This is a genomic window from Paenibacillus cucumis (ex Kampfer et al. 2016) (assembly GCF_019748695.1).
Classification (GTDB): domain Bacteria; phylum Bacillota; class Bacilli; order Paenibacillales; family Paenibacillaceae; genus Paenibacillus; species Paenibacillus polysaccharolyticus.
Map to the genome: position 1 here is coordinate 1 of NZ_JACLIC010000003.1, position 15,189 is coordinate 15,189.

General features: G+C 47.4%; 13 protein-coding genes. 12 read left to right on the forward strand and 1 reads right to left on the reverse strand.

Annotated elements, in window-relative coordinates; genetic code table 11:
• Positions 1-220: 220 nt before the first annotated feature.
• The 8 genes from H7T88_RS01565 (at position 221) to pssA (ending at position 10,204) form a co-directional block, all read left to right on the forward strand.
• Entirely contained in the window at positions 221-1,405 is a 1,185-nt protein-coding gene (locus H7T88_RS01565; RefSeq protein WP_221786559.1) for a GNAT family N-acetyltransferase, read from the forward strand.
• Between the two features lie 496 nt (positions 1,406-1,901).
• Positions 1,902-2,363 (forward strand): CtsR family transcriptional regulator, encoded by a 462-nt coding sequence (locus H7T88_RS01570; protein WP_090924702.1) that lies wholly within the window; start codon positions 1,902-1,904, stop codon positions 2,361-2,363.
• Between the two features lie 31 nt (positions 2,364-2,394).
• Entirely contained in the window at positions 2,395-2,913 is a 519-nt protein-coding gene (gene mcsA / locus H7T88_RS01575) for a protein-arginine kinase activator protein McsA (protein WP_090924701.1), read from the forward strand.
• Positions 2,914-2,941: 28 nt separating this feature from the next.
• Complete coding sequence (gene mcsB, locus H7T88_RS01580; protein WP_154892124.1) at positions 2,942-4,012, forward strand: protein-arginine kinase McsB; 1,071 nt, start codon at positions 2,942-2,944, stop codon at positions 4,010-4,012.
• 195 nt (positions 4,013-4,207) lie between these two features.
• Positions 4,208-6,670 carry an ATP-dependent Clp protease ATP-binding subunit gene (locus H7T88_RS01585; RefSeq protein WP_090924699.1) on the forward strand — a complete coding sequence of 821 codons (2,463 nt, stop codon included), beginning with the start codon at positions 4,208-4,210 and terminating at the stop codon, positions 6,668-6,670.
• Between the two features lie 303 nt (positions 6,671-6,973).
• Entirely contained in the window at positions 6,974-8,341 is a 1,368-nt protein-coding gene (radA, locus tag H7T88_RS01590; RefSeq protein ID WP_090924698.1) for a DNA repair protein RadA, read from the forward strand.
• Positions 8,342-8,354: 13 nt separating this feature from the next.
• Entirely contained in the window at positions 8,355-9,431 is a 1,077-nt protein-coding gene (gene disA, locus H7T88_RS01595) for a DNA integrity scanning diadenylate cyclase DisA (RefSeq protein WP_090924697.1), read from the forward strand.
• Between the two features lie 41 nt (positions 9,432-9,472).
• A complete protein-coding gene (gene pssA, locus H7T88_RS01600) occupies positions 9,473-10,204 on the forward strand; it encodes a CDP-diacylglycerol--serine O-phosphatidyltransferase (RefSeq protein ID WP_090924696.1) in 732 nt (243 codons plus the stop codon).
• Between the two features lie 147 nt (positions 10,205-10,351).
• Here the strand turns inward: pssA and H7T88_RS01605 are convergent, their stop codons facing one another.
• Positions 10,352-10,747 carry a nucleoside triphosphate pyrophosphohydrolase family protein gene (locus tag H7T88_RS01605; RefSeq protein ID WP_090924695.1) on the reverse strand — a complete coding sequence of 132 codons (396 nt, stop codon included), beginning with the start codon at positions 10,745-10,747 and terminating at the stop codon, positions 10,352-10,354.
• A 173-nt stretch (positions 10,748-10,920) separates the two neighbouring features.
• On the opposite strand from H7T88_RS01605, the gene H7T88_RS01610 reads away from it, so the two are divergent.
• The 4 genes from H7T88_RS01610 (at position 10,921) to gltX (ending at position 14,762) form a co-directional block, all read left to right on the forward strand.
• Entirely contained in the window at positions 10,921-12,006 is a 1,086-nt protein-coding gene (locus tag H7T88_RS01610; RefSeq protein ID WP_090924694.1) for a PIN/TRAM domain-containing protein, read from the forward strand.
• Positions 12,007-12,108: 102 nt separating this feature from the next.
• Complete coding sequence (ispD, locus tag H7T88_RS01615; protein ID WP_154892118.1) at positions 12,109-12,801, forward strand: 2-C-methyl-D-erythritol 4-phosphate cytidylyltransferase; 693 nt, start codon at positions 12,109-12,111, stop codon at positions 12,799-12,801.
• Positions 12,798-13,274 (forward strand): 2-C-methyl-D-erythritol 2,4-cyclodiphosphate synthase, encoded by a 477-nt coding sequence (gene ispF / locus H7T88_RS01620; protein ID WP_154892117.1) that lies wholly within the window; start codon positions 12,798-12,800, stop codon positions 13,272-13,274. The genes ispD and ispF overlap by 4 nt, the downstream gene beginning before the upstream one ends.
• Before the next feature lie 33 nt (positions 13,275-13,307).
• Positions 13,308-14,762, forward strand: a complete 1,455-nt coding sequence (gene gltX, locus H7T88_RS01625; RefSeq protein WP_221786560.1) for a glutamate--tRNA ligase — start codon at positions 13,308-13,310, stop codon at positions 14,760-14,762.
• Positions 14,763-15,189: the final 427 nt, after the last annotated feature.

Genomic DNA, 15,189 nt, shown 5'->3' on the forward strand with positions numbered 1-15,189 from the left:
GGACGCCGCCAAGCAAAGAACCACTGCCGATGTAATTCGGTGGTGGTTTTTATTTTATATATTAAAATTCAGAAGACATTATGATTTAGGAGATGTGAACGTTACATCTCTTGTTTGACTTTAAAGGGAACCTCTGAGACACTCAAATGTAAGAAAAGGGCACAAGCAGCCTTTTGTACAGAATGAACTTACATTAGAAGAAAATGAGGTGCAGATTAGTATGGAACTTCGCAAATTAACGATCGACGATTATGAGGCTTGTATGGCGCTCTCCGAGTATGCTTTTCAATTTAAATTAACAGAGGATCAGTTAGAGAAGCGGCGCCAGGAATTCGCTAAGCATAATGTATTGGGGGTTTATGCGGATGGTCAGGTTGGAGCCAAGCTGCAGATTATTCCTTTTCAGACCTATATCCACGGAAGGTCCTTTGAAATGGGTGGAATTGCAGGTGTAGCGACTTGGCCGGAATATAGACGTAAGGGCTGGGTAGCAGGATTGCTGAAATACGCACTAGAAGAAATGAATCGGAATAAACAAAGTGTATCTTTCCTGCATCCGTTTTCGTTTTCTTTTTATCGAAAGTATGGCTGGGAAACCTATGTTGAATATAAGAAATACAAATTGTCTACGGCTCAACTGCCTGCCAAGCAACTGACACCAGGCACGATCAAACGTGGTAATGCTGAGCTTGCAGAATTGAAGCAGGTGTATGACGCTTATGCAGCGCGCTATAATGGGACTTTGAATCGTGATGATGCGTGGTGGGAAAATTCCGTTTATGTCAAAAAAGGAAGCCAGCGTGCTGTATACTATGATGAGGCAGGAGTGCCGCAAGGGTATGTCCTCTACGAAGTCAAGGAAAGTAAGTTTACCATCGGTGAGTTCATTCATTTGAATGAAGAGTCCAGACGAGGGCTTTGGACGTTCATTGCTAATCACGATTCCATGATTGACGAAGTAACTTTACAGGCACCTGCAAGTGATCTGCTTGCATTTCAATTGGACAATCCACGGATTGGGCAAGAGGTAGTGCCTTACTTTATGGCACGAATCGTGAGCGTGGAGCAGTTCATTTCGCAGTATCCTTTTGCCAGTCAAGACTCGCCCGTTCAGATTTGGCTTGACGTCGAAGATGCTTACGCTCCGTGGAACGAAGGTGTATGGGAATTAAACGTGGCGATGAACGGAACCGCTTCAATATGGAAAAAGGCAAAATCGGATGGCGAGGGTCAGCTAAATCAGCCGATTCGTCTTAGTATTCAATCCCTTTCAGCCGTGTTAATGGGTTATCGTAGACCCGCAGAGATGGCACAGATCGGTAGATTGGAAGGGCCAGTTAGCGCAATCCAAGCGCTGGAAAAGGCAGTTCCCAAACGCGAAACCTATTTGCTTGATTTCTTTTGAGCGATTATCTATATCGAGTACGACTTCATTCCAACAGATATGAAGCGCAATTGGAAGCAATGAGAACTTCTCCCGAGGTCCGGGAGAGGTTTTTTTGTGTCAGGCGAATATTTCGTGTAAAATCGTAAAAAATGAATAGTGCCCCCACTTGGCAAAACAGTAAAATATGCTATAATGTATATAAAGTCAAAGAAAGTCAAAGTCAACTCAAGGTTAAATACGCAGGATTATATTTCTGGAATACGTGCTATTTACCTATGATATGACGTTAGCTTTCTTACTGTTCTCTGATGAAAAGTACCGTAAGTCGGAACACATCATTGGAAGATCAAGGGGATATTCAAGGACCTTCGTGCTTCCTTTGTTCTCCTGTTTAACACTTGTATCAGCAAGATTCGCTGTTTCTCTGAGTGGTTAAATGGGTGGAGAAGGTGTACTCTGTGGGGGGCGTGTGGTCCTTATTGACTTAACGTTTCAGACAGTGGAGGATGATTGGATGCGTAATATCTCTGATATTATTGAACGATATCTGAAGGGTATTTTGCATGAAAGTCCCGAAGGAATGATTGAAATTCAGCGTAATGATCTGGCAGATCAGTTTTCATGTGTACCTTCCCAGATCAATTATGTCATCAGCACCCGTTTCACTCTTGAAAAAGGGTATCTCGTCGAGAGTAAACGTGGCGGTGGTGGATATGTTCGTATACAACGCATTGAATTACCTGCCCAATCGGCGCTGCACAACCATCTGCATCACAGTATCGGTGACGAGATTGGACAGACTGCTGCGGAAGGCTTGATTTATCAATTGGAAGAAGCGCGTTTTTTAAGTAAGCGGGAAGCCGGGTTGATGCGTGCGGCTGTGTCGAGAGAAGTTCTTATGGTCAAACTTCCTTACCGGGATCAAATTCGTGCCAGAATGTTGAAGGCAATGCTAATATCTTTGCTCGGTAAATGAAAACTATCGGGATCAAAGGAGGTACATCTATATGCTGTGCCAAGAATGTAACAAACGTCCGGCTACACTTCATTTTACGAAAATTGTAAATGGCGAGAAGACGGAATTTCATATTTGTGAATCATGTGCCCGAGAGAAGGGGGAGATGATTCCTGGAACAGCAGGAGGATTCTCTATTCACAACCTGTTATCAGGAATACTCGATTTTGATCCGGCAGGCAAAAGTTCAGGTGCTGCTCCTGCTAAAACGCTGCAATGTGAAGAATGTGGCATGACGTATGCTCAGTTCAGCAAAGTTGGTCGTTTTGGCTGCAGTTCCTGTTATAAATACTTTGACAGCCGTCTGGACCCTTTGTTCAAGCGAGTGCATGGTAGTACATCGCATGTAGGTAAAGTTCCTGCCAGAGCAGGCGGGCGTATTAAGGTGAAACGGCAAATTGCCGATCTGAAGCAAAATCTGCAGCAGAGCATTGCTCAAGAAGAGTTTGAAGAGGCCGCTCAGATTCGTGACCAGATCCGGGAACTTGAAAAAGAAATAGCTCAAGAGTAAAGTTTGTCATAAGTAGGAGGGAAGCATGATGCCTAATCTGCGTTTTACAGAGAAGGCGCTCAGTGACTGGATGCGCAGTGATGCAACTGATTCGGAGATCGTAATCAGCAGTCGTGTCCGGATCGCACGTAACCTTCAGCATATCCCGTTTCCAATGCTGGCTTCGAGTGAGCAATCGGAAGAGGTGCTGAATAAGCTGAGCGAAGTACTTCAGTACGATGACGTACACGCCTTTGGTGATTTTACTACACTCGATCTGATCGATATTGACGAACTCGACAAGCGTGTGCTGGTGGAAAAACATTTGATTAGTCCGAGTCTGGCGAATGAATCGACCAACGGAGCCGTAATTCTTAGTGAGGATGAGTCGGTAAGTATTATGATCAATGAAGAGGATCATTTGCGTATCCAGTGCCTCTATCCGGGGTTCCAGGTCAAAGAGGCCTGGGAGAAAGCTTCCGCTATAGATGATGCTTTTGAAGCGCACGTGGATTATGCGTTTGATGATCGCAGAGGGTATCTGACCAGTTGTCCAACCAACGTTGGAACAGGTGTCAGGGCATCGGTTATGATGCACCTTCCCGCATTGGTTATGACTCAGCAGATTGGCCGTATCCTCAGTGCCGTGTCTCAAGTGGGATTAACGGTGCGAGGGATTTATGGAGAGGGTAGCGAGGCAATGGGCAACTTGTTCCAGATTTCCAATCAGATTACACTTGGACAGACGGAGCAAGAAGTGATCGACAACCTCCACGGTGTTGTTTTACAGATGATTGGTCATGAGCGTACCGCAAGAGAACGGCTCATTACTGATTCCAGACTGCGTATTACGGATCGAGTGATGCGTTCATACGGGATTTTGTCTCATGCAGCGATTGTAGATACGAAGGAAGCAGCGCAACGTTTGTCGGATGTGCGGCTCGGCGTAGATCTTGGTTTGTTGGAAGGATTGTCGATTCCAGTGATGAATGAGTTGAATGTAATGACTCAGCCAGGGTTTTTACAAAAAACATTTGGGGATATGCGTACAGATGAGCGCGACATCTACCGTGCTCAGTTAATTCGTGATACGATCAATGCAGCTAAAAGTTCTGGTTAAACTTTCCTTTAAGCGTTAATATGGGTTTCATGCCGCATCTGCGGCTTTTATATAATAAGCTTCCATCTAGACTGAAGCTACCAATGATTTTATTCGCAGCATGGCTGCAAACAAAAGTGATATGAAGAATACGAAGGGGCATTCAAATAGAATGGAATCCCTCGTTTTATCCAAAACCATGGAGGTGCAGGAGATATGATGTTTGGAAGATTTACGGAACGGGCCCAAAAGGTGCTCGCACTCGCGCAGGAAGAAGCTGTCCGTCTCGGTCACAATAACATCGGTACGGAGCATATTTTGCTCGGCCTCATTCGTGAAGGTGAAGGCATTGCTGCCAAAGCACTGATCGGCCTGGGACTCGGATTGGAAAAAATTCAGGATGAAGTAGAAACGCTGATTGGCCGTGGCCAAGAGCAACCTACGAACATTGCATATACGCCACGTGCGAAAAAAGTAATTGAATTGTCGATGGATGAGGCGCGTAAACTCGGTCACACCTATGTTGGCACAGAACACATTCTTCTCGGATTGATCCGTGAAGGTGAAGGCGTTGCGGCACGTGTGCTCAATAACCTTGGCATCAGCTTGAACAAAGCACGTCAGCAAGTACTGCAATTGCTCGGTAGCAGTGAAGCAGTTTCCAGCCACAACGGCACACCTGCCAATGTAAGCACACCAACACTGGACAGCCTCGCTCGTGATTTGACGGCGTATGCCAGAGAGAATAACCTTGACCCGGTTATTGGCCGTAGCAAGGAAATTGAGCGTGTGATTCAGGTATTGAGTCGTCGTACCAAAAATAACCCGGTATTGATCGGTGAACCGGGTGTAGGTAAAACAGCAATTGCCGAGGGTCTTGCTCAAAAAATTATTGCAAACGAAATTCCCGAAACATTGCGTGATAAACGTGTAATGACGCTGGATATGGGTTCGGTTGTTGCTGGAACCAAATATCGTGGTGAGTTCGAGGATCGATTGAAAAAAATCATGGATGAGATTCGTCAGGCGGGCAACATTGTCCTGTTCATTGATGAGTTGCACACACTGATTGGTGCGGGTGGCGCAGAAGGCGCGATTGATGCATCGAACATCTTGAAACCGGCTCTTGCTCGTGGAGAATTACAGTGCATCGGTGCAACGACACTGGATGAGTACCGCAAATATATCGAGAAGGATGCTGCGCTAGAGCGTCGTTTCCAACCGATTACAGTGGATCAACCATCTCCGGAAGAAGCCATTCAAATTTTGCATGGTCTGCGTGATCGTTACGAAGCGCATCACCGTGTGAAAATTACGGACGAAGCGATTGTGCAAGCTGTCAAATTGTCGGATCGGTATATTACAGATCGTTTCTTACCGGATAAAGCGATCGACTTGATCGATGAAGCAGGATCAAAAGTAAGATTGAACTCCTATACGATTCCGCCAAACCTGAAACAATTGGAGAGCCGTCTGGAAGATATCCGTAAGGAAAAAGACGCCGCGGTTCAAAGTCAAGAGTTCGAAAAGGCAGCGGCACTGCGTGATACGGAACAAAAAATCCGTGAAGAGCTTGATACAACGAAAAATCAATGGAAAGAAAAACAAGGTCGTACCGATTCCGAAGTCACTCCGGAAGATATCGCTCAAGTGGTAGCCAACTGGACAGGAATTCCGGTGAACAAGCTGAAAGAAGAAGAGACACAGCGTCTGATGAATCTGGAGTCCATTCTTCATGAACGTGTAATCGGTCAGGATGAGGCTGTTAAATCGGTCAGCCGCGCCGTTCGCCGTGCACGTGCAGGACTTAAAGATCCAAAACGCCCAATGGGTTCATTCATCTTCCTCGGTCCTACCGGTGTAGGTAAAACCGAGCTGGCTCGTGCACTTGCTGAAGCAATGTTTGGTGATGAAAATGCCGTAATCCGGATTGATATGTCCGAGTATGGTGAGAAACACTCCACAGCACGACTGGTCGGAGCGCCTCCAGGTTATGTTGGATACGAAGAAGGCGGACAGTTGACAGAGAAAGTTCGTCGCAAACCGTACTCCGTTGTCCTGCTGGATGAAGTGGAAAAAGCTCACCCCGAAGTTTTCAACATCTTGTTGCAAGTGCTGGAAGATGGTCGTCTGACGGATTCCAAAGGCCGTGTTGTTGACTTCCGTAATACACTGATCATTCTCACATCCAACGTGGGTGCAGAAGCGATCAAACGTAATTCTACTCTTGGATTCACAGCTGTTGTGGATGCAGGTGCAGATTACGATAATATGAAGGGCAAAGTGATGGATGAGCTGAAGAAAAGCTTCCGTCCTGAGTTCTTGAACCGGATCGATGAAATCATCGTATTCCACTCGCTCGAAGAGAAACACATTGCTGAGATTGTTACTCTTATGAGTGAGGACTTACGTAAACGTCTTAATGAGTACGAGGTTGATTTTGAGCTCACAGATAACGCTAAGGCCTTCTTGGCGAAAGCTGGATTTGATCCTGCTTACGGTGCACGCCCACTTCGCCGGGCGATCCAGAAGCATATTGAAGACAAATTGTCTGAAGAGTTGCTTACAGGTAATGTGACTAAAGGGGATTCCTTACTCATCGACGAAGAGAATGGTGCATTGTCTGTAACGAAAAAGGAAGTAGCAGTTCCATCCAATGAGGAAATTGAAACAAAATAAATATGATGTATGTGGCTGAATGAATTCAGCTACCCGCATATATAGAACCTCATATATAGAACCTCCCTGGCTTTGGCCGGGGAGGTTTTTTTCGTATGTACGAATATATAAAGGGATGTGTGAAGATTTGATTGAGATGAAGCGATATTGATGAGGAACATGTGTAAAGTTTGCGATAATCCTTTACGAAAAATCTCAAACAATGGTAAACTTTTAGTATCCCTGTATGTCAGGCAATGAGTAAATTTTGTCGAATAATGCAAAATGCTGCTATAAAATAAAAAAATCAATAGGAGTGCTGAAGTGGCCAAAGTAAAAACTAAGTTTCAATGTACGGAATGCGGCTATGAAGCCCCCAAATGGTACGGGAAATGTCCTGGCTGTCAGTCCTGGAATTCGATGATAGAAGAAACTGAAACGGTAGTCAAAACACAAGGAAGAAATTCTCCTCTGTTTGACAGTAAAGATAAACCGCTTCCTATCATAGATATAGATAGCGGTCAGGAGCCGCGTGTACAGACTGGAATCGGTGAACTGAACCGTGTATTGGGCGGCGGCATTGTGCCAGGTTCGCTTGTTCTGGTGGGGGGCGACCCGGGGATTGGAAAATCAACGTTGATGTTACAGACTTCTCATGCGCTGACCCACTCGGGGCTACGCGTGTTATATGTGTCTGGAGAAGAATCCGTAAAGCAGACGAAGCTGCGCGCAGACCGTCTTGGTGCACTTTCGCCGGAGCTGTATGTGCTCTGTGAAACCAATATGGAGCGGGTTGAGGAAGCGGTGGATCAGATCCAGCCGCATTTTCTTGTCATCGATTCCATTCAGACCGTATATCTGCCCGAAGTTACCAGCGCACCAGGAAGTGTAGCACAGGTAAGGGAATGTACGTCCAGATTCATGCGGATTGCGAAAGGCCGAGGCATTGCAACGGTTCTTGTAGGGCATGTTACCAAAGAAGGTGCCATTGCTGGTCCGCGTATGCTGGAGCATATGGTGGACTGTGTGCTTTATTTCGAAGGAGAGCGGCATCATACGTATCGTCTCCTTCGTGCGGTGAAGAACCGTTTCGGTTCTACTAACGAGATTGGCATATTTGAAATGGGGGAAGATGGCCTTCGTGAAGTCGGTAATCCCTCCGAGTTATTTTTATCTGAACGTCCACTAGGGGTAGCTGGATCTACCGTTGTGGCGAGTATGGAAGGCACACGTCCGATGCTTGTAGAATTACAGGCTTTGATTTCAACGACCCACTTCCCTTCTCCTAGGCGGATGGCAACAGGTATCGACCATCATCGATTAAATCTAATTATAGCGGTGCTTGAAAAACGCATGGGTATGTTCCTGCAGACACAGGATGCCTATCTGAATGTGGCTGGTGGGGTGAGGCTGGATGAGCCAGCGGTCGATCTGGCTGTGGCAGTTAGCATTGCCTCCAGCCTGAGAGATGTGCCAACGAAGCCGGATGATGTCATCTTTGGCGAGATTGGACTGACCGGTGAAGTTCGTGCCGTATCCAGGGCAGAACAACGTGTGAAAGAAGCCGCGAAGCTGGGCTTCAAACGAGTTATTTTACCAGAAAAAAGCTTAAAGGGCTGGAAACATCCTCGCGGGATACAACTGATCGGTGTGAATACCGTGGCAGATGCACTAGCGGTTGCTTTAGATTAGGGGGCATAACAAGATGAAGGATTCAAGCCAACTGGACAATATGAATGATTTGTTAAGGCTGATCGCACCAGGTACACCTTTCCGCGAAGGTCTGGAAAATGTGCTACGCGCCAAGACGGGCGCACTGCTTGTTGTAGGATACAGCCCTGAAGTAATGGAAGTGGTGGATGGGGGATTTTCGATTAACTGTGATTTCTCCCCGAACTACCTGTATGAGCTTGCTAAAATGGACGGAGCCATTATTCTGAGTGAGGATTTGAAGCGGATTTTGTATGCCAACACACAGCTGATTCCGGACTCATCCATCTCTTCCTCAGAGACGGGCATTCGTCACCGGACAGCAGAGCGAGTGGCAAAACAAACGGGTAAGTTAGTTGTTTCCATCTCACAGCGCCGGAATATTATTACCCTGTATCAGGGAACACTTCGATATTCGCTTAAGGAAATCGGGGTGATTTTGACCAAAGCCAATCAGGCGATTCAAACGCTCGAAAAGTATAAAGCGGTGCTCAAGCAATCCCTTACGAATCTTAGTGCTTCCGAATTCGAGGAACTCGTTACGATTCCCGAGGTGGTTAATGTTATTCAGCGCACAGAAATGGTACTGCGGATCAAAACCGAGATTGAACGTTATATCGATGAGCTAGGTAATGAAGGAAGGCTCATTTCGATGCAAATGGAAGAGCTCGTGGGTACTACAGAGGAAGAAGCGTGGTTACTGTATAAAGACTATGCTCGTGATGACAGCGATGACAAGATTCGCGATATTATCGTGGGATTAAAAAGATTGTCGGACGATGAGTTGCTTGATGCACATCATATTGTACGGTTGCTTGGCTATCCTTCATCTGCGGCAACTTCTGAAGATTCGGTTGCCCCGCGCGGATATCGGGTATTAAATAAGATCCCTCGTCTGCCTAATGTAATTATCCATAACTTGGTAGATCAATTTGAGCAATTACCTCATGTCATCATGGCAACGATTGAAGAACTCGATGAAGTGGACGGCATTGGCGAGGTTCGTGCCCGCACCATCAAAGAAGGTCTCAAACGTCTACAAGAGCAGATGTTTATTGACAGACAGATGTAGAGATCGCTTATAACGGCTTTTTATGGATGAGGTGAAACAACATGTTAACCAGATTCATTCCAAATCTTTTTACCTTAGGTAATCTGTTTCTGGGTATGCTGGCCATTTTGCTGGCAATCAACGGAAAGTATAGCTCGGCCGCGATTATGGTTATCGTTGCGATGCTGCTCGACGGTCTGGATGGACGGGTGGCCAGAGCACTGAATGCACAAAGTGAATTCGGCAAGGAACTTGATTCCCTATCGGATATGGTTTCATTTGGTGCGGCGCCTGCGTTGATTATTTTCATGGTGTCTTTTCAGGATTCCATGCCGATCTTTGCCTGGATCGCAACGGCGGCTTTTCCGATCTGTGGTGCGATTCGTTTGGCGAGATTTAACGTGCGCCCGGGCATTCCGGGGTATTTCACAGGCTTGCCCATTCCCGCTGCAGGCGGTGTATTGGCTACGCTATCCCTGTTTCACAAAGATATCGGACCCATTAGCATGATGATTGCTACGTTGCTGTTGTCTTATCTGATGGTCAGCTCACTGAAATATCCCAATTTCAAAAAAGTCGGACTACCCCGCAAGGCGATCTGGATCGCTCCGTGGGTTGTGTTACTTGCGGTTGCACTGGCTGTTTTATTCCCGGATCAACTCTCCAAGCTGATTTTTATTCCGCTGGTGTTATATGCCCTATATGGCATGAGATACAGTGTAAGAACGGCAGCTTCTCGCAATCGTGCTAAGAAACGCAAGGACAAGAAATCATCGCGATCTTCTGACAACTAGAATGGTAGGGTACGTAAGTACCAACCACTCGGCAAACTCTAAGGTCCCTATGAGTTCAAAAAAAAGCACGTACATTTCCTAACAAGGAGTGTACGTGCTTTTTGCTTGTATTCTTTGATATATGACGAAGTAGCGGGGACGGATTAGCTAAGACAGATTAAACATCCCAAGCGTCGAACATTTCTGTGATTCGTGATTCACGACCTCTTCCATGTTGATGTCCAGCAGATTGCAAAGTGCAGACATATAGAACAGGTTCCGCCCCAATTCGGAGCTGATCACCTCTTTGCAATTCTCACACAATTCACCTTCCACATGCGTTTCCAGCAGGCCCTTGGCTTGAGAAATATCACTCTCGGGGGCATATTTCTGTTTGGTGGCGTGCAGCTCAATACAGCCGCATTCGGTAATGGCTTTGGACACAGCGCGGTTAACAGAGGCTCCGGCTTGTCCCGTTTTGGACAGTACATCAATCAGGCTGCGATGGCGCAGCAACAGTTCGGAAACTTGATCCTGAAAAGCCTGTAAACTTAGCGTACTCATTTTGCCACTCACCTCGGGATATGAATTGAATTCATTATATGCCAATAAAAGTCTCACTTTCAACTGATGAACACAACATTTCCAAAAACTTCATGCTGACGCGATTAGGTTTTCGATAATTGGATCATACTGGATATGAAAATGAAGAATGATTTGAGGAGGTGCAGGAACTCATGTGGAGAAAAGGCATTTTAACTTTTACTGGATTGTGCGGCGCATGGTTCGGGTACACGGCTTATCATCTGGCAGGCAAGTCCATTCCTTGGATGGCTGAATGGATTCAATCAGCGGGACTGCTGGGTGCGGGTGTATCAACACTGCTGGGAGCAGTACTTTTTATGTCCGTATGCACGATCGGTGGCACAATGATGGCCAACAGATTAAACAGTGGTATCGATTCTTTAGCCAGGATACCCATGAACGAGCTTGCTGCTGGCGCGGCAGGCATCGTGGCTGGACTGCTCGTAGCCTTACTGATGTATCCTTGCCTGGCTTGGCTCGGAACCGCAGGAGAGGTGCTGCAAGTGGCCCTCACGGTGATCGCTGCATATTCGGGTTATAGCTTGGCTATGGCCAAGAAAGACGATCTGGCGGCATTCTGGAAGTCAGGACGATGGGGGCACCCAGAGCCTGAAGAAGAGCGAAGAATGGAAGAACATAAAATTTTGGACACCAGCGTCATTATTGACGGCAGAATCGCAGATATCTGCAAAACCGGGTTCATCGAGGGCACGATTGTTATCCCGGAATTTGTACTGGAAGAGCTGCAACATATTGCAGACTCATCGGATCTGCTCAAACGCAACCGCGGGCGCCGTGGGCTGGATATTTTGAACAAAATCCAAAAGGAGCTTGATGTACAGGTATTGATCTACGAAGGCGATTTCGAGGAAATTTCCGAGGTGGACAGCAAACTGGTGAAGCTTGCCAAAGTATTACAAGGGAAAGTCGTCACCAACGACTTCAACCTGAATAAAGTCTGTGAACTCCAAGGGGTATCCGTACTGAACATCAATGATCTCGCGAATGCGGTGAAACCGGTTGTGCTGCCAGGTGAAGAAATTATGGTGCAGATTATCAAAGACGGCAAGGAGCACGGACAAGGCGTAGCCTATTTGGATGATGGAACGATGATCGTGGTTGAAGGTGGACGTGAGTATATCGGCATGATGATGGAAGTGCTGGTGACGAGTGTGCTGCAGACGTCTGCGGGACGAATGATTTTTGCCAAGCCGAAACTGTTGGAAAAAGCCCAATAAAAGCGGTATGATGGGTAGTGTATCGTTGTACGATGATGGATATCGAAAGAGATATGAATTGTTGCCCGGCGATAAACTGACAGACAAGGCAGGGATTGCGGCATGGATAAAGGGTGGGGCGTTGTCATTGTGGCGGCAGGCCGGGGAACCCGAATGGGAACGACCGAGAGTAAACAGTTTTTGCTGCTGCAGGACAAGCCCGTTTTCATACATACGCTTGAAGTATTTGCGGCTCTGGACGAGATCCGTGAGATGATTCTGGTTACAGGTGTTGCAGATGTTGAACGATGCCTGGAATGGGTAAAAGAATACCAACTGGAAACGCGTGTCCGCGTGATCCCCGGAGGGAAAGAGAGACAACATTCGGTTCATGAAGGCCTTCGGGCGCTCAGCACCGATGGGGTTCTCGTTCACGACGGGGTGCGTCCATTTGTGACCCGTGAGCAGATTAGAGAATGTATGGCTGCCGCCGAATCAGGCGAAGGTGCTGTGCTGGCTGTGCCGGTGAAGGATACGATCAAACAAGTGAATGCGGAAGGTATCGTTACAGCGACGCCGGATCGTAGCAGTCTGTGGAGCATTCAAACCCCGCAGGCTTTTCGTCTTTCTTCCCTGCTGGAGGCTTACCAATCCGCGGAACGTGACGGGTTTCTGGGGACGGATGATGCCATGCTGGCTGAGCGCCAGGGAATGTCGGTTAAGGTTGTGGAAGGCAGTTATACCAACATCAAACTAACAACACCGGAAGATTTACAGTATGCCGCGTTTTGGCTTGAGGGAGAGAAGAAGCGATGATACGTGTAGGACAAGGGTTTGACGTGCACCAATTGGTGGAAGGTAGACCGTGTATTATTGGCGGGGTAACCATTCCTTATGAGAAGGGGCTACTGGGTCACTCGGACGCAGACGTGCTGTTGCACGCAATCAGCGATGCTATTCTTGGCGCGCTGGCACTTGGGGATATCGGCAAGCATTTCCCGGACACTGATCCGGAATTCAAGGATGCAGACAGCTTGAAACTACTAGAGCATGTATGGCAACTTGTGAAGGATCGCGGCTATAAGCTTGGGAATATTGATTCAACGATTATTGCCCAGAAGCCAAAGATGGCACCGTATATCCCGCAGATGGCGGAAGTCATTGCTAAAGCGCTGGAAGCGGATGTGGCACAAGTGAACGTGAAGGCAACAACAACCGAGCAATTAGGTTTCCCTGGACGAGGAGAGGGAATTGCCGCTCAATCCGTTGTATGCCTGGTACGTGTGTGATATCATCAATCAATTAGAGACGGAGGGAATCATATGAGCACAGAAATTCGGGTGCGCTACGCACCAAGCCCAACGGGACACCTGCATATCGGGAACGCTCGTACGGCGCTGTTTAACTACTTGTATGCCAAACATAATAACGGAAAATTTATCATTCGTATCGAAGATACGGACGTGAAGCGCAACATTGCGGGCGGAGAAGAAAGCCAGCTGAAATACTTGAAATGGCTCGGCATCGAGTGGGATGAGAGTATTGATGTAGGCGGAGAATACGGGCCGTACCGTCAGACGGAACGTCTGGATCTGTATCGCAAATATACGCAGGAACTGCTGGACAAAGGGCTGGCTTATCGTTGCTACTGCACGGAAGAAGAACTCGAACAGGAGCGCGAGGAGCAGTCGGCTCGTGGGGAGACCCCGCGTTACTCCGGCAAACACCGTGACCTGACACCAGAGCAGATCGAGGCATTTGAAGCGGAAGGCCGCGTGGCGAGCATTCGTTTCCGTGTACCGGCAGATCACACATACACATTCAACGACATGGTTAAAGGTACAATCTCGTTCAACAGCAAGGAATCAGGCGACTTTGTCATTGTGAAAAAAGATGGCATTCCCACGTACAACTATGCCGTTGCCGTGGACGATCACTTGATGAAGATCTCCCACGTGCTACGCGGGGAGGATCATATCTCCAACACGCCGCGTCAGCTGATGATCTATGAAGCGCTTGGCTGGGAGCCGCCGCAATTCGGTCATATGACGCTGATCGTGAACGAAAACCACAAAAAACTGAGTAAACGCGATGAATCCGTAATTCAGTTTATTGAACAATATGATCAGCTCGGCTATCTGCCAGAAGCGATGTTTAACTTCATCTCCCTGCTTGGCTGGTCGCCAGAAGGGGAAGAAGAAATCTTCTCACAAGAGCAGTTGATCTCCATCTTTGATACGAAACGTCTATCCAAGAGCCCGGCCGTATTTGATACACATAAGCTGGCCCACTTGAATAACCATTACATCAAAAATGCGGACCCTGCACGAATTGCCGAGATGGCTATTCCGCATCTGCAAAAAGCAGGACGTCTACCTGCGGAGCTGTCATCTGAACAAAAAGAGTGGGCATATACGCTCGTACATCTCTATCAGGAGCAGATGAATGCGGCATCCGATATCGTGGAACTGTCCGAAGTGTTCTTCCGTTCCGAAGTTGAACTGGAAAGTGAAGGCGCTGCGGTACTTGCTGAAGAACAGGTTCCAACTGTGCTGAAGGCATTTGCAGATAAAGTACAGGCAAGTGATGAATTCACGCCAAGCAAAATGGCTGCTTTGATCAAGGAAGTGCAGAAGGAAACAGGCTTCAAGGGTAAACAGCTCTTTATGCCAATCCGCGTTGCTTTGACTGGACAGACCCATGGACGTGATCTCAATCAGACTATCGTGTTGCTGGGTCGTGACACTGTCATCGAGCGTTTGCTGGCACGAGTGTAAGTATTCATTGTTCAACTGATGCCATTCAATTCTGCTGGTTGTCAGTGCGAAGGCTTTTCGCTATAATAGCAACACAAGGTTGAATTGTCATAATACGTTCATATAGAACAGCAAAGACCGGGAGAAGTAAGCTGATCCGGACAGATCCAGAGAGGATGGCCCCGCGCGTGAACAGAGATTACATCTGCTCAGCGAGTGGTGGCTGCGAGTCATCCACTGTCCAGCAGTCTGAAATGCACCCGTGAGCTGCACCGTCGAATCCGGCCCCGCTTCTATTCATTGGATAGAGGAAAACGTCAGGATAGATGGCGACGACTGGTTCCCGTTACCGAGCCGCCAGAGGGCCCATTCCATTTATTCAAGAAGAGGAATGAGCCAAGCAGAGTGGGACCGCGACTAACGCCTCTGCAGCTTCGTGCTGCAGGGG